Origin of the sequence: Burkholderia sp. BCC0397, from assembly GCF_902832865.1 — a bacterium.
GTDB lineage: Bacteria > Pseudomonadota > Gammaproteobacteria > Burkholderiales > Burkholderiaceae > Burkholderia.
The window spans coordinates 414,651-428,609 of sequence record NZ_CADFDL010000004.1; the positions used below are offsets into that span (position 1 = coordinate 414,651).

The 13,959-nt window shown below is 67.7% G+C and carries 15 protein-coding genes; 4 read left to right on the top strand and 11 right to left on the bottom strand.

All coding sequences use genetic code 11. The annotated features are described in order from the left end of the window. Window positions 1-14: 14 nt before the first annotated feature. Window positions 15-1,124, top strand: coding sequence for an A/G-specific adenine glycosylase (gene mutY, locus HWX03_RS16040; RefSeq protein ID WP_175871839.1), 1,110 nt, complete (start codon window positions 15-17; stop codon window positions 1,122-1,124). 125 nt (window positions 1,125-1,249) lie between these two features. Here the strand turns inward: mutY and HWX03_RS16045 are convergent, their stop codons facing one another. The 11 genes from HWX03_RS16045 to kdsD form a co-directional block, all read right to left on the bottom strand. Continuing rightward, window positions 1,250-1,885: an LON peptidase substrate-binding domain-containing protein gene (locus HWX03_RS16045; RefSeq protein WP_175871840.1), complete on the bottom strand. Its 636-nt coding sequence runs from the start codon at window positions 1,883-1,885 to the stop codon at window positions 1,250-1,252. A gap of 27 nt (window positions 1,886-1,912) precedes the next feature. Then, window positions 1,913-2,821, bottom strand: a complete 909-nt coding sequence (rapZ, locus tag HWX03_RS16050; protein ID WP_174432231.1) for an RNase adapter RapZ — start codon at window positions 2,819-2,821, stop codon at window positions 1,913-1,915. Between the two features lie 74 nt (window positions 2,822-2,895). Then, window positions 2,896-3,864 carry an HPr(Ser) kinase/phosphatase gene (hprK, locus tag HWX03_RS16055; RefSeq protein ID WP_006483133.1) on the bottom strand — a complete coding sequence of 323 codons (969 nt, stop codon included), beginning with the start codon at window positions 3,862-3,864 and terminating at the stop codon, window positions 2,896-2,898. A gap of 129 nt (window positions 3,865-3,993) precedes the next feature. Continuing rightward, window positions 3,994-4,506 carry a PTS sugar transporter subunit IIA gene (locus tag HWX03_RS16060; protein WP_027806888.1) on the bottom strand — a complete coding sequence of 171 codons (513 nt, stop codon included), beginning with the start codon at window positions 4,504-4,506 and terminating at the stop codon, window positions 3,994-3,996. A 194-nt stretch (window positions 4,507-4,700) separates the two neighbouring features. Continuing rightward, entirely contained in the window at window positions 4,701-5,060 is a 360-nt protein-coding gene (raiA, locus tag HWX03_RS16065; protein ID WP_006477786.1) for a ribosome-associated translation inhibitor RaiA, read from the bottom strand. 158 nt (window positions 5,061-5,218) lie between these two features. Beyond that, the gene (locus HWX03_RS16070; RefSeq protein WP_175871841.1) at window positions 5,219-6,724 is read right to left on the bottom strand and encodes an RNA polymerase factor sigma-54; all 1,506 of its coding nucleotides are present in this window, start codon (window positions 6,722-6,724) and stop codon (window positions 5,219-5,221) included. A gap of 160 nt (window positions 6,725-6,884) precedes the next feature. Beyond that, entirely contained in the window at window positions 6,885-7,661 is a 777-nt protein-coding gene (gene lptB, locus HWX03_RS16075) for an LPS export ABC transporter ATP-binding protein (RefSeq protein ID WP_175822536.1), read from the bottom strand. Beyond that, a complete protein-coding gene (lptA, locus tag HWX03_RS16080; RefSeq protein ID WP_174389015.1) occupies window positions 7,658-8,323 on the bottom strand; it encodes a lipopolysaccharide transport periplasmic protein LptA in 666 nt (221 codons plus the stop codon). Before lptA ends, lptB begins: the two co-directional genes overlap by 4 nt. Window positions 8,324-8,343: 20 nt before the next feature. After that, window positions 8,344-8,958: an LPS export ABC transporter periplasmic protein LptC gene (gene lptC / locus HWX03_RS16085; RefSeq protein WP_174432229.1), complete on the bottom strand. Its 615-nt coding sequence runs from the start codon at window positions 8,956-8,958 to the stop codon at window positions 8,344-8,346. Window positions 8,959-8,961: 3 nt separating this feature from the next. Then, the gene (locus HWX03_RS16090; RefSeq protein ID WP_175822534.1) at window positions 8,962-9,498 is read right to left on the bottom strand and encodes an HAD family hydrolase; all 537 of its coding nucleotides are present in this window, start codon (window positions 9,496-9,498) and stop codon (window positions 8,962-8,964) included. After that, complete coding sequence (gene kdsD / locus HWX03_RS16095; RefSeq protein WP_175871842.1) at window positions 9,498-10,481, bottom strand: arabinose 5-phosphate isomerase KdsD; 984 nt, start codon at window positions 10,479-10,481, stop codon at window positions 9,498-9,500. The genes HWX03_RS16090 and kdsD overlap by 1 nt, the downstream gene beginning before the upstream one ends. 125 nt (window positions 10,482-10,606) lie before the next feature. On the opposite strand from kdsD, the gene HWX03_RS16100 reads away from it, so the two are divergent. The 3 genes from HWX03_RS16100 to HWX03_RS16110 all read left to right on the top strand — a co-directional run bounded on the left by HWX03_RS16100 (window position 10,607) and on the right by HWX03_RS16110 (window position 13,957). Then, window positions 10,607-12,613 carry a monovalent cation:proton antiporter family protein gene (locus HWX03_RS16100; protein ID WP_175822532.1) on the top strand — a complete coding sequence of 669 codons (2,007 nt, stop codon included), beginning with the start codon at window positions 10,607-10,609 and terminating at the stop codon, window positions 12,611-12,613. Window positions 12,614-12,690: 77 nt separating this feature from the next. Beyond that, window positions 12,691-13,257 (top strand): adenine phosphoribosyltransferase, encoded by a 567-nt coding sequence (locus HWX03_RS16105; RefSeq protein WP_175822531.1) that lies wholly within the window; start codon window positions 12,691-12,693, stop codon window positions 13,255-13,257. 85 nt (window positions 13,258-13,342) lie between these two features. After that, entirely contained in the window at window positions 13,343-13,957 is a 615-nt protein-coding gene (locus HWX03_RS16110; RefSeq protein WP_175871843.1) for a LysE family translocator, read from the top strand. Window positions 13,958-13,959 lie beyond the last annotated feature (2 nt).

A 13,959-nucleotide genomic window follows, 5' to 3' on the forward strand; every position in this document is an offset into this window, starting at 1 on the left:
CACGATCAGATAACTTGAAGCCGCCCCGCATCGCCCCCGCTCCGTTCCCCGTCACGCCGCTGCACCGCACGTTCGCCACGCGTCTCGTCGCGTGGCAGCGCGCGCATGGCCGCCACGACCTGCCATGGCAGAACACCCGAGATCCGTACCGGATCTGGCTGTCGGAAATCATGCTGCAGCAGACGCAGGTCTCGACCGTCATTCCGTATTACACGCGTTTTCTCGACCGCTACCCCGACGTCGCCGCGCTCGCGGCCGCGCCGAACGACGACGTGATGGCGCTGTGGGCGGGGCTCGGCTACTACTCGCGCGCGCGCAACCTGCACCGCTGCGCGCAGGTCGTCGTCGCCGAGCACGGCGGCGTGTTTCCGGCGACGCCCGATGCGCTGGCCGAACTGCCCGGCATCGGCCGCTCGACGGCCGCCGCGATCGCATCGTTTGCGTACGGTGCGCGCGCAACGATCCTCGACGGCAACGTGAAGCGCGTGCTCGCGCGGGTATTCGGCGTCGAGGGCTTTCCGGGCGAGAAGCGCGTCGAGAACGACATGTGGGCGCTCGCCGAGTCGCTGCTGCCCGATGCCGCGAACGCGGCCGACGTGAGCGCGTATACGCAGGGGCTGATGGATCTGGGCGCGACGCTGTGCGTGCGCGGCAAGCCCGACTGCGCGCGCTGCCCGTTCGCGGGCGACTGCGTCGCGCAATCGACCGGCCGCCAGCGCGAACTGCCGGCCGCGCGGCCGAAGAAGGCCGTGCCGACGCGCAAGACCTGGATGCTCGTGCTGCGCGACGGCGACGCCGTGCTGCTCGAGCGACGGCCGCCGACCGGCATCTGGGGCGGGCTGTGGAGCCTGCCGCAAGCGGACGGTGATGCCGCGCTCGCGGATCTCGCGCGCGGCTTCGGCGGCGGCGGCACGGTGCCGCTCGCGCCGCTCACGCATACGTTCACGCATTTCCGGCTCGAGATCGAGCCGCGGCTGAGCGATCTGGCGGACGGCGGCGGCGGCCTGCCGTCGCCGGCGCGGGACGCGGACACCGCATGGGTGCCGCTGAGCCGGCTCGACGCGTATGGCGTGCCGGCGCCCGTGCGCAAGCTGCTCGATGCGCTGAGCGGGCCGCTGCTGTAACGAACGGGGAAGGGCGCGGCGCGGGCCGCGTTCGGGAAGGCGCCGGGCTGCCGCGGCTTGGCCGTCGCGCAGGAAGGGCCCTTCAGGCGGGCGGCACGCGCGACGCGCGACAGAGCCGGCGGTCGTTACAGCCAGCCGTGCCGATCGAGCACGTGGTGCACGGCGTCGATGCGCGCGCCGACGTCCGGAAACTCCATCAGCTTTTGCCGCGCGCGCAGGTCGAGCGGCAGCAGTTCCGAGAGGCGATTCGATACCCAGCTCGGATCGTCGAGGCGGAACGGTTCGCCGAACGGCATCTTCTCCGGATCGGACTTCTTCAACGCGTCGATGATGCGCTCGAGCACCTCGGCGCACGAGCCGAACTGCGCGAGCGCCTGTTCGCCTTCGAGCGGAATGTCGTCGGGCAGCGGCTCCGCGATGCCGACCAGCAGCCCGTTGCCTTCGACGCGATACGACAGCAGCTCGAAACGCTGCGTGCCGATCGCCTGCAGATACAGCATCCCGAACTCGCCGGTATCGCACTCGGTGATGCGCGCCATGCAGCCGATGGTCTCGGGCACCGACACCGCGCCGTCCTGCGCGACTTCGGGCCCGCTCTTGAGCAGGCACACGCCGAACGGTGCGTCGTCGCGCAGGCATGCGCGCGACATGTCGAGATAGCGCGCCTCGAACACCTTGAGCGGGAGCAGCCCTCCCGGAAACAGCACCGTGTGCAGCGGAAACAGCGGCAGGTCGATCAGGGTGGTCGATAGGGAGGACATGGCGCGCGGGCGTGGGGGCGGGTGTCGCTAGGGTCGGTCGACCTCGGAGACGAGCCGCGACGACGCGTCGACATCCACTGGCGCGTCACGATGCCGCACGATCACGTTCGCGTTGCGCGCCAGGCGCGCGGCGAGCGTTTCCGCGATGAACACCGAGCGATGCTGGCCGCCCGTGCAGCCGATGGCGACGGTCAGGTAGCTGCGGTTGTCATCGCGGAAGTGCGGCAGCCATTTCATCAGGAACGCATGGATGTCGTCGATCATCTGATGGACGATCGGCAGTGCGTCGAGAAAGGCGATGACCGGCTGGTCGAGCCCGGTGAGCGGGCGCAACTCGTGGTCGTAGTACGGGTTCGGCAGCGCGCGCACGTCGAACATCAGGTCGGCGTCGAGCGGCACGCCGCGCTTGAAGCCGAACGATTCGAACATCACCATCAGGTCGTTGTTCTTCTGCTCGATGAAGCGCTTGACCCAGGTGCGCAGCGCGTTCGCGCGCAGCGTGCTGGTATCGATCTGGTGGCCGAATTCGGCGAGCGGCGCGACGAGCTCGCGCTCGCGCTCGATCGCTTCCTCGAGCGACGACAGCAGGCCGACGTCCGCATCGTGCGACCGCGAGCCGGACAACGGATGGCGGCGGCGCGTTTCGGAGAAGCGCTGGATCAGCGCCTGGGTGCTCGCGTTGAGGAACAGCACGCGCACGTCGTGCTTGCGGGACAGTTCGCGGATCAGGCCGGGCATTTCATCGAGCGACGCGCTCGAGCGCGCGTCGATCGCGACCGCGAGCCGGCGCTGGCCGTCCTGGGCGAGGTAGCGGGCGAGTTCGGGCAGCACGTGCGGAGGCAGATTGTCGACGCAGTAATAGCCTGCGTCTTCGAGCGCGTTCAGCGCGACGGACTTGCCTGAGCCGGAGATGCCGGTAATGAGGACGATGCGCATGGGAACGGAGAATCCTGACGTTTCATCATAGCACCGGCTCGACGCGTCGGCGTTGCGCGGCCGGCGCGTGCGGGTTACACCAGCTTGCCGGGGAACTGACTGTCGGGATCTTGCATCGCGAGTCGTTGCCGATCCATGAAATCGCGCAACGTGTCGATTCCGCGCAACTGCAGGATCGTGTTCCGGACCGCCGCCTCGACGAGCACCGCGAGGTTGCGGCCGGCCGCGACCTGGATCGTGACCTTGCTGATCGGCAGACCGAGTACGTCGACGGTCTGGCTTTCGAGCGGCAGGCGCTGGAATTCGCCGTCGGGGCGCCGCACGAGCTGGACGATCAGCTTCAGCTTCATTTTCCGCCGCACGGCGGTTTCGCCGAAGATCGTCTTGATGTCGAGCAGGCCGAGGCCGCGCACTTCGAGCAGGTTCTGCAGCAGCGGCGGGCAGCGCCCTTCGACGAAATCGGGGCCAAGACGGACGAAATCGACCGCGTCGTCGGCGACGAGGCCGTGGCCGCGGCTGATCAGCTCGAGGCCGAGCTCGCTCTTGCCGAGGCCCGAATCGCCGGTCAGCAGCACGCCCATCCCGAGGATGTCGAGGAACACGCCGTGCAGCGTCGCGCGCGGCGCGAGGATGCGCGACATGTAGAGCCGCAGGCTGTCGATCACCGCGGCGGCCGACATCGGCGTCGTGAACAGCGGCGTGGACGAGCGCGTGCAGCGCAGCACCAGTTCGGGCGGTGCCGCGGCGCCGCCGGCGACGACGAGGAACGGCGGTTCGAGCGCGATCAGCTCGGCCATGTGGCGCGAGCGGTCTTCGTCGGTCTGCCGCTGGTAGTAGTCGATTTCGGCTTCGCCGAGCACCTGGATCCGGTTCGGGTGGATCAGGTTCAGGTGGCCGACGAGGTCGGCGCTCGACGTTGCGTTGCCGACCGTGTCGGCCGAAAAGCCGCGTTCCCAGCCTTCATGCCCCGTCAGCCAGCTCAGTTTCAGCGTGGCTGCGTTGTCGTCGAAGATGCTCTGGGCGTTGATGCTGGACGTATCCATGACTCTCGTCACTCCAATGGGCCGGTGCGGGCGCGCGGCGACGGACGTCGCCATGCCGGGCCGGCGCCGGGCGGCCCTGGACGGCGGCGTGTGCCGCCTCGTACGGGGAAATATTCCGCCCGGAACAACTCAAGGTTGCCACTGAGTGAGCAGGCGATGCAACTCGGCGATATCCGTTTCGTTGTGCAGACGCTCGCGGGCGTCGCGATCGGACAGCAGCTGCGCGATTTCCGACAGGATCTCGAGGTGCTGCTGGGTGGCTTGCTCGGGGACGAGCAGGAAGATCAGGAGGCCGACCGGCTGGCCGTCGGGCGCTTCGAACGGGATCGCATCGGCCAGGCGGACGAACGCGGCGAGCGGGTGCTTGAGGCCCTTGATGCGGCCGTGCGGAATCGCGACACCTTCGCCGAGCCCGGTCGAACCGAGGCGCTCGCGCGCGAACAGGTTGTCCGTGACGGTGCTGCGGCCGATGCCGTTCTGATTCTCGAACATCAGCCCGGCTTGTTCGAAGACGCGTTTCTTGCTGGTGACCGAGAGGTCGATGACGACGTTCTCTATGGGCAGGATTTTGGCTAGGCGATTCATGTTGGCAGGCGATTGAGCGGCCTGGGGTCTCCTTGCGGCGGCGGACTGATTTTCCATGTTCGGCGATATCAAGGCATGTGGCATGGCAACCTGCAACGCAGCTACCGCATCCAACACCCCCCGGCGATAACCGGAACATTATAGAGCACAGCCGCGTGCGTGGCGCAGCACGGACGGACCGGTTGCACCTCCGCGCGGAGTCGCAAAAAAAACGCCCGGCGAACCGGGCGGCGTGCGTGTTGCAGTGACGGTTATTGCGGCGGCAGTTCGATCTGGTCGATCGACGGTTGAAGCTTGATCGGGTCGTGCGCGTGCGTTTGCAGGCGCTCCATGTGCTTGACGACCTGGCGATCCAGCTTGTCGATCAGCAGATCGATCGCGGCGTACAGGTTGCCGTTCGCACTTTCGACGAAGATGTCCTTGCCCTTCAGGTGCAGGTTGATTTCCGCGCGCTGCTGCTTGTCCTTTTCCTTGTGGTTGTCGACCGAGAGGATCACAGTGCCATCGATCACCTGATCGCTATGCCGTAGCACCCTGTCCAGCTTGGTGATCACGTATTCGCGAATTGCAGGCGTGACTTCGAGATGATGTCCACTGATCTTCAGGTTCATAGTGCTTCTCCAAGCGAGTGGCCACCCGGCCGCATCGAGGCGGCGCTCCGGTCGACTTGCCCGTGCCGCACGAGGCGGCGTATCGCGGACAGGTCGTCCGGCCTGTTCCCCGTGTGCGCGGTGGCCGGGACACGCCTGCCGCCGAGCAGGCAGCAGGCTTAAAGAGACTTGCGCAGATTTACTGCCGGGATCTTGAGGGCTTCGCGATATTTCGCAACCGTGCGGCGTGCGACCACGAAACCCTGTTCTGCCAGCAGCTCGGCAATGCGGCTGTCCGAAAGTGGCGATTTTGGGTCTTCAGCTCCTATCAGTTGCTTGATGAGGGCTCGGATGGCAGTCGACGACGCGGCGCCACCGGTGTCGGTCGAGACGTGAGATCCGAAGAAGTACTTAAATTCAAGCGTCCCGAACGGGGTCAGCATGTACTTCCCGGTTGTCACACGGCTGACAGTCGACTCGTGTAGGCCCAGCGTATCAGCTATTTCCCGCAAAACCAAGGGGCGCATGGCAATTTCACCGTGCGCAAAGAAATTCTTCTGACGCTCGACAATAGCCTGCGCGACGCGCAGGATCGTGTCGAAACGCTGCTGGATGTTCTTGATCAACCAGCGCGCTTCCTGAAGCTGCTGCTTCAGCGATCCGGCCGACGGATCGCCGCGGCTGTTGCGCAGGATGTTCGCGTACAGGTTGTTGATCCGCAGGCGCGGCATGACTTCCGGATTGAGCTCCGCGAGCCATCCCTGGCCGGCCTTCTTCACGATGATGTCGGGCACGACGTAGTCGGCCTCGGCCTTGCCGTATGCGGCGCCGGGGAACGGCTCCAGCGAGCGGATCAGCGCGTGCGCGTCGCGCAGCGCGTCGTCGCTCGCCTTCAGGTGCTTGCGCAACCGCGTGAAGTCGCGTGCGGCGAGCAGTTCGAGATGCTGCGACACGATCTCGAGCGCGAGCGTGCGCGTCGGGGACGGATCGAGACGCAGCAGCTGCAGCTTCAGGCATTCGGAGGCCGAGCGCGCGCCGACGCCGGCCGGGTCGAAGCTGTGCAGCAGCGCGAGCGCCGCGTTCAGTTCGTCGCAGTCGATGTCCAGTTCGGGCGGCAGGTCGGCGAGCACTTCGTCGAGCGTGGCGGTCAGGTAGCCGTCGTCGTCGAGCGATTCGATCAGGAACATCACGAGCGCGCGATCGCGGGGGCCGGCCTGCGTGACGCGCAACTGCGCGGACAGGTGGTCGCGCAGCGACGTCGCGGCTTCCTGCACCTGCAGCGGCGGCAGGTCGTCGTCGTCGGACGCGCCGCTCGAGCGGCCGTATTCGTCGAGGTTCCACTGCGGGCCGTCATTGCCGTCGCCGGACCCGTAACCGTCGTATTCGTCGGCGCCGGCCGGCTCGTCGCGCTCCGCGCGATCGCTGGACGAGCCGCTGCCGTTCGACGCGGCGGGCTCGGTGTTCTGGGCGGGCGGCGTCTGCGCGATCAGCGACCCGTCCGACGCGACACGCAGCGGGCTCGCGATCCATTCGTCGTCGCTCTCGAGCAGCGGGTTCTGCGCGACGGCCATCGCGACTTCCTGCTGCAATTCGAGCGTCGACAACTGCAGGAGCCGGATCGACTGCTGCAGCTGCGGCGTCAGCGCCAGATGTTGCGACAGGCGGAGTTGAAGGCTGGCTTTCATGGCAAGGAGGGAGTCATACCGGCAGTTTGCCACGACCCAGGCGCGTTGAGCCATCCGCGATTACGCGCGGCGCGCCGCTCGGTCGCGGGCATGGCCGCGAAGCGGGGCGCGGCCCCGCGCGGCGATGCCGGGCGGGGTGCAGCCAGCCACGAGGAGGAAGTTACATGCGGAAGTGTTCGCCGAGGTACACGCGGCGCACGCTTTCGTTTTCGATGATTTCGCTGGGGGCGCCGGCGGCCAGCACCGAACCGTCGCTGATGATGTACGCGTGGTCGCAGATGCCGAGCGTTTCGCGGACGTTGTGGTCCGTGATCAGCACGCCGATGTTGCGTTGCTTCAGGAACTTGACGATCTTCTGGATCTCGAGCACCGCGATCGGGTCGACGCCGGCGAACGGTTCGTCGAGCAGGATGAAGCTCGGGTTGGTCGCGAGCGCGCGCGCGATTTCGACGCGGCGCCGTTCGCCGCCCGACAGCGACAGCGCGGGATTCTCGCGCAGGTGGCCGATCTGCAGCTCGTCGAGCAGCGCTTCGGTGCGCAACGAGATCGCGTCCTTCGACAGCCGCTTGCCGTCTTCGCCGTGCTGCAGCTCGAGCACCGCGCGGATGTTTTCCTCGACGGTCAGCTTGCGGAACACGGACGCTTCCTGCGGCAGGTACGACAGGCCGAGCGACGCGCGCTTGTGGATCGGCAGCAGGCTGATCGAGCTGCCGTTCAGCGAGATTTCGCCCGCGTCCGTCGGCACGAGGCCGACGATCATGTAGAACGACGTGGTCTTGCCAGCGCCGTTCGGGCCGAGCAGGCCGACGACTTCGCCGCTCTTCACGTCGAGCGACACGTCCTTGACGACCGTGCGCGAGCCGTAGCGCTTCTTCAGGTTGCGGACGACGAGCGAGCTCGTGGTGCCGGCCGGCTGGCGGTTCGGGAGCGCGTTCATTGGCCGGGCGCTCCCTGAATCGTGGTCGACGGCGACAGCTTGGCCGGCGCCCCGTTCAGCGGCGCGGGGCCGCCGTTCTTCGGCGACAGCATCGCGCGCACGCGGCCGTTCGGGTTGCCCGGCGCCGCGACGTCCTTGCCGCCCTTCGCGGTGTAGAAGTCGCGCTGGCCGTCGTACGTGATCACGCTGCCGTGCACGGTATCGGCGATCGTCGACGTGCCTTGCAGGCGGCGCACGGTCGCGGCGGTGGTCAGCGTGGTCAGGTCCTGCTTGCCGTCGTAGTCGATGCGCTCGGCGTCGCCGTCGATGTATTCGTCGATGCCTTCGCGCTTCTGGCGGAACGTCGCGTGCTTCTTGCCGCTGCCGAACGACGTCGCGTACTGGTAGCCTTCCGGGTCCTGACGCACTTCGACGCGATCGCCCTTGATGATGATCGTGCCCTTCGTGATCACGACGTTGCCGGTCGCGACCGTGACCTGCTTCAGATCGTCATAGGTCAGGTTGTCGGCCTCGACGTTGATCGGCTTGTTCTGGTCGGCCTTCTCGGCATGGGCGAGCGGCGCCAGCCCGATGAGCGGGAGCGCCACGAGCGTCGCGGCGAGCGCGGCGCGGACGGCGCGCGCAGCGCCGCCGGAAATATGTCGAGGGAACGGTTCGTTCATGCAGTCACGTGAGGGATGCGTCACTTGGGTTGACCTTTCGAGCCGCCGGACGTGTCCGCCGCGGCAATCGTGCCGCGCACGTTGCCGTAAAGCTCGATGACCCGGGTGACGTTGTTGTACTTCATGCCGTCGGTCGCGTTGACGAGCGACAGGCCGCGCTGAAGTTTAACCGGCTTTTCGGTCTGGATCACATCGTCATTGACGAAGATCCGGAAATGCTGGGAATCGGCCTGCATCTGCGGATCGCCGCCGCCGGCTGCGCGCAGGATGCGCGCATCGTCGTACAAATCGACGATCGACACGTCGCCGTTGACGGTGCCGCGCTTCGCGGTGGTCGTCACGACGGGCTTGCCGGGCTGGAACGCGCGCATGGCCGGATCGGTCAGGTCGCTGCTTTCGGTGTCTTCGTAATGGACCAGCTTCGCGGCCGTCAGCCGGTACTGGGTCGTGCCGGACTGGTCGAGCTCGGTGACCGAGAAGTTGTCCGCGAAATAGTCGGGCGTGTGGCGCTTCGGCTGCACGGTGCCCTCGCCGGGCGGCGGCAGCGTGGCCTGCAGCAGCCACCAGGTGACGCCCGCGAGCGCGGCGACCGCGGCGAGCGGCAGCATCTGGGTCCAGCGGAAATGCGTGCTCATCGGTCAGGCTCCGCAGGCGGCGGCGAGCAGCGCGTCGTAGCGGCGCTGCGCACGCAGGATCGCATCGCAGGCCTCGCGCACGGCGCCGTGGCCGCCGCGGGCCTCGGCGACCCAGTGCGCGCGGGCGATCACCTCGGGGTGCGCGTTCGCGGGGGCCGTGGCGAAGCCGCAGCGCAGCATCACCGGCAGGTCGGGCCAGTCGTCGCCCATGTAGCCGCATGCGTCGGCCGTCAGGCCGAGCGACGCGATCAGGTCGGCGAACACGGTGAGCTTGTTCTCGACGCCCTGGAACAGGTGCGCGATCTTCATTTCCTTCGCGCGCGCCGCGACGATGTCCGAGCGGCGGCCCGTGATGATCGCGGTCGCGATGCCGGCTTCGCCGAGCAGCTTCACGCCGTGGCCGTCGAGCGAATTGAACGACTTCATCGCGTCGCCGGCCGCGGTAAACAGCAGGCCGCCGTCGGTCAGTACGCCGTCGACGTCGAAAATCATCAGCTTCACGCGGCTCGCGCGTTCGGCCGCAGTCAGCGCTGCGCTCATCAGATCACCTTCTTCGAAAACAGGTCGTGCATGTTCAGCGCGCCGATCAGCGCGCCGTCGGCATCGACGACCAGCATCTGGTTGATCCGGTGGCGCTCCATCAGTTCCACGGCCTCGACCGCCAGGTGATCCGGCGCAATCGTGCGCGGGTCGCGCGTCATGACTTCGGTGATCGGCAGCGTGCGGAAGTCGCCGTCGCGCGCGAGCACGCGGCGCAGGTCGCCGTCCGTGAAGATGCCGGCGACCTTGCCGTCGGCGTCGACCACGGCCGTCATGCCGAGGCGTTTCGCGGTGATCTGGAACAGCGCGTCCGACAGCGTCGCGTTCAGCCCGACGGACGGGACGTCGTCGCCCGAGCGCATCACGTCGCGCACGTAGGTGAGCAGGCGCCGGCCGAGCGCGCCGCCCGGATGCGAGCGCGCGAAATCGTCCGAGCCGAAGCCGCGCGCGTCGAGCACGGCGACGGCGAGCGCATCGCCGAGCGCGAGCGCGGCGGTCGTGCTCGCGGTGGGCGCGAGGTTCAGCGGGCACGCTTCCTTCGACACTGCGGCGTTCAGGTTCACGTCGGCGAGCGTGCCGAGGCTCGACCCCGCTCGGCCCGTGATCGCGATCAGCTTCGCGCCGATCCGCTTCACGAGCGGCAGGATCGCGACGAGTTCCGCCGATTCGCCGGAATAGGAGATGCCGATGAAGACGTCGTCGGAGGTGACCATCCCGAGGTCGCCGTGGCTGGCCTCGGCAGGGTGGACGAAGAAGGCCGGGGTGCCGGTGCTGGCCAGCGTGGCTGCGATCTTGCGGGCGATATGCCCCGATTTGCCGATGCCGGACACCACCACGCGGCCGCGGCAGCCGAGCAGCAGCGCAACGGCCTCGACGAAGCCGCCATCGAGCTGGTCGCGCAGCGCGCGCACGGCGTCCGCCTCGATGTCGAGCACGTCGCGGGCGAGCGCGAGCGCCCGGTCATCATTGATTTTCGCTATCATGCGCGGAGTATAGCAAAGGCGTTTGTTCGCCGCGCCGGCCTTCGGACTCGTCCGAAGCAGCCTGTCCACCGCCACCACCCCGCGCCCGCATTGCCGTGGCCCCGACGAACGAGGACGCTTCGCCTGTGATTTCCCCGCTCGAAATGACCCTGCTGCTGCTGCTGGCCTCGGTGGTGGGCGTCGTCGTATTCCGCTCGTTGAACCTGCCGCCGATGCTCGGCTACCTGACCGTCGGCATCCTGGTCGGCCCGCACGCGCTCGGCATCACGGCGGATCTCGAACGGGCCGAGCATCTCGCGGAATTCGGCGTGGTGTTCCTGATGTTCTCGATCGGCCTCGAATTCTCGCTGGCGAAGCTGAGGTCGATGCAGCGGCTCGTGTTCGGGCTCGGGCTGCTGCAGGTCGTCGCGACGCTGGTACTCGCGCTCGCGCTCGGCGCGCTGTTCGAGCGCTGGGAGCACCTCACATGGCAGGGCAGCATCGCGCTCGGCGGCGCGCTCGCGATGTCGTCGACGGCGATCGTGTCGAAGATGCTCGCCGAGCGGCTCGAGATCGAGACCGAGCACGGCCGCAACATCTTCGGCGTGCTGCTGTTCCAGGATCTCGCGGTCGTGCCGCTGCTGATCGTGATCGCCGCGTTCGGCGCCGAATCGTCGAAGGACCTCGCGCTCACGCTCGGCGTCGCGGCGGTCAAGATCGTGATCGCGCTCACGCTGCTGCTGGTCATCGGGCAGCGCTTCATGACGCGCTGGCTCAACGTCGTCGCGCGGCGCCGCTCGCAGGAGCTGTTCGTGCTGAACCTGCTGCTCGTCACGCTGGGCGCTGCGTTCATCACCGACAAGTTCGGCCTGTCGCTCGCGCTCGGCGCGTTCATCGCGGGGATGCTCATTTCCGAGACGCCGTTCCGCCACCAGGTGGAGGAGGACATCAAGCCGTTCCGCGACGTGCTGCTCGGGCTGTTCTTCGTGACGACGGGGATGCTGCTCGATCCGCGCGTGATCTGGGAGCATCCGTTGCTCGTGCTCGGCTTCTTCGTCGGGCAGATCCTGTTCAAGGCGACCATGATCGCCGGGCTCGCGCGCCTCTTCGGCGCGACGCCGGGCGTCGCGATGCGCACGGGCATCGGCCTCGCGCAGGCCGGCGAATTCGGCTTCGTGCTGCTGAACCTGATCCTCGACCGGCATCTCGTCGATTCGACGCTGCTGCAGGCGATCCTCGCGTCGATGCTGCTGTCGATGCTCGCCGCGCCGTTCCTGATCCAGAACGCCGACCGCATCGTGATGCGGCTGTCGTCGACCGAATGGATGCAGCAGTCTCTGCAGATGACGCGGATCGCGACGCAAAGCCTGAAGCAGCGCGGCCACGTGATCATCTGCGGCTACGGCCGCGCGGGCCAGAACCTGGCGCGCATGCTCGAACAGGAAGGCATTTCGTACGTCGCGCTCGACCTCGACCCCGATCGCGTGAGCGCGGCCGCGACGGCCGGCGAATCGGTCGTGTTCGGTGACGCGGCGCGCCGCGAGTCGCTGGTCGCGGCCGGTATCCACCGGGCGGCGGCCGTTGCGATCACCTACGCGAACACGCCGTCCGCGCTGCGCGTGCTGCATCACGTGCACGAGCTGGAGCCGACGCTGCCGGCGATCGTGCGCACCGTCGACGATGCCGATCTCGAGAAACTGCTCGCGGCTGGCGCGACCGAGGTGATTCCGGAGATCGTCGAGGGCAGCCTGATGCTCGCGTCGCATACGCTGGTGCTGGTCGGCGTGCCGATGCGCAAGGTCGTGCGGCGCGTCGAGGAGATGCGCGACGAGCGCTACAGCCTGCTGCGCGGCTATTTCCGCGGCGCGGACGACGCGGACGACGACGATCACGAGCAGGTGCGGCTACAATCGGTGCCGGTCGATGCGCGCGCGGACGCGGTCGGGCGTTCGCTGGAAGAACTGGGGCTGTATGCGCTCGGCCTGGAAGTCACGGCGATCCGCCGGCACGGCATCCGCGGCGTCGAACCCGATCCGCAGACCAAGCTGCGCGCGAGCGACATCGTGGTGCTGCGCGGGCTGCCCGAGGCGCTCGCGCTCGCGGAGGAGCGGTTGTCGCGCCATCGGCGCGATCCGCCGGCCGCGGCTGCGTGAGCCGCGATTCACAACCTGACCCGTATTGATCAGAAACGGTGCCCGATCTTCGCGCACCGTTTTTTTCGGAGAGTTTCATGCCGCATTCGTCGCCGGGCACACCGCTCGATCCGGTCGCCTTCCTCCACAGCCAGATCCGCACGGTGCCCGACTGGCCGCAGCCGGGCGTGCAGTTCCGCGACATCACGACGCTGCTGCAGAGCCCGAAGGCGCTGCGCATCCTCGTCGACCTGTTCGTCGAACGCTATGTCGACGCGAAGCTCGACTACGTCGCGGGCCTCGACGCGCGCGGCTTCATCATCGCGCCGATCGTCGCGTACGAGCTGAGCGTCGGCTTCGTGCCGATCCGCAAGGTCGGCAAGCTGCCGTACAAGACGCGTTCGGAATCGTACGACCTCGAATACGGCAGCGCGACGGTCGAGATCCACGAAGATGCGTGCAAGCCCGGCGATCGCGTGATCATCATGGACGACCTGATCGCGACCGGCGGCACGATGATGGCGGGACGCAACCTGCTGCAGCGGCTCGGCGCGGTGGTCGTCGAAGGCGCGGCGATCATCGACCTGCCCGATCTCGGCGGCTCGGCGCTGCTGCGCAATGCCGGACTGCCGGTCTATACCGTTACCGAATTCGCCGGCCACTGAACGCCGGTCCGCCGGGGGTTGCCGCTCCGGCTTGCCGGGTTCACGCCTGGTTCATGCTTGGTTCACATTCCGCAGCGAGGTCACGATGCCCAATTTCATGCTGTTTCTCGCCACGTCGATCGCGATCACGTTCGCGCCGGGTCCCGACAACCTGCAGGTGCTCGCCCGCGGCATCTCGCAGGGCCGCGCGGCCGGCTTCGTCGCCGCGCTCGGCTTCACGGCGGGGATCCTGTTCCACACGACGCTCGCGGCGCTCGGCGTCGCGGCCGTGCTGCGTTCGTCGCCGGTCGCGTTCCAGATCCTGAAGCTCGCGGGCGCCGCGTACCTCGTGTGGATCGGCATCAAGGCGCTGCGCAGCCAGGGCCTCGCGAACGCGCATGCGCGCCCGCCGCAGCCGCTCGGCACGATCTTCCGGCAGAGCGTGATCGGCAACCTGATGAACCCGAAGGTCACACTGTTCTTCGTCGTGTTCCTGCCGCAGTTCGTCGATCCGCACGGCACGCAGGGCGTGACGCTGCAGATGTTCGAGCTCGGCGCGCTGTTCATGCTGCAGACGGCCGCGGTCTTCTCGCTGTTCGGCGTCGGCGCGGGCATGATCGGCGCATGGCTGAAGCGCCGCCCGAAGGCCGGCGTGTGGCTCGACCGGATCGCCGGCGCGACGTTCATCGCGATCGGCATCCGCGTCGCGCTGAAGGACTGAGC

What these genes read in the sequence shown, in the direction of transcription:
- HWX03_RS16105 (WP_175822531.1), top strand. Translation starts at nt 12,691, where the DNA reads ATGCCGCATTCGTCGCCGGGCACACCGCTCGATCCGGTCGCCTTCCTC.
- HWX03_RS16090 (WP_175822534.1), bottom strand. Translation starts at nt 9,498, where the DNA reads ATGAGCGCAGCGCTGACTGCGGCCGAACGCGCGAGCCGCGTGAAGCTG.
- lptC (WP_174432229.1), bottom strand. Translation starts at nt 8,958, where the DNA reads ATGAGCACGCATTTCCGCTGGACCCAGATGCTGCCGCTCGCCGCGGTC.
- raiA (WP_006477786.1), bottom strand. Translation starts at nt 5,060, where the DNA reads ATGAACCTGAAGATCAGTGGACATCATCTCGAAGTCACGCCTGCAATT.
- HWX03_RS16070 (WP_175871841.1), bottom strand. Translation starts at nt 6,724, where the DNA reads ATGAAAGCCAGCCTTCAACTCCGCCTGTCGCAACATCTGGCGCTGACG.
- HWX03_RS16045 (WP_175871840.1), bottom strand. Translation starts at nt 1,885, where the DNA reads ATGTCCTCCCTATCGACCACCCTGATCGACCTGCCGCTGTTTCCGCTG.
- kdsD (WP_175871842.1), bottom strand. Translation starts at nt 10,481, where the DNA reads ATGATAGCGAAAATCAATGATGACCGGGCGCTCGCGCTCGCCCGCGAC.
- HWX03_RS16110 (WP_175871843.1), top strand. Translation starts at nt 13,343, where the DNA reads ATGCCCAATTTCATGCTGTTTCTCGCCACGTCGATCGCGATCACGTTC.
- HWX03_RS16060 (WP_027806888.1), bottom strand. Translation starts at nt 4,506, where the DNA reads ATGGAAAATCAGTCCGCCGCCGCAAGGAGACCCCAGGCCGCTCAATCG.
- lptB (WP_175822536.1), bottom strand. Translation starts at nt 7,661, where the DNA reads ATGAACGCGCTCCCGAACCGCCAGCCGGCCGGCACCACGAGCTCGCTC.
- hprK (WP_006483133.1), bottom strand. Translation starts at nt 3,864, where the DNA reads ATGGATACGTCCAGCATCAACGCCCAGAGCATCTTCGACGACAACGCA.
- lptA (WP_174389015.1), bottom strand. Translation starts at nt 8,323, where the DNA reads ATGAACGAACCGTTCCCTCGACATATTTCCGGCGGCGCTGCGCGCGCC.
- rapZ (WP_174432231.1), bottom strand. Translation starts at nt 2,821, where the DNA reads ATGCGCATCGTCCTCATTACCGGCATCTCCGGCTCAGGCAAGTCCGTC.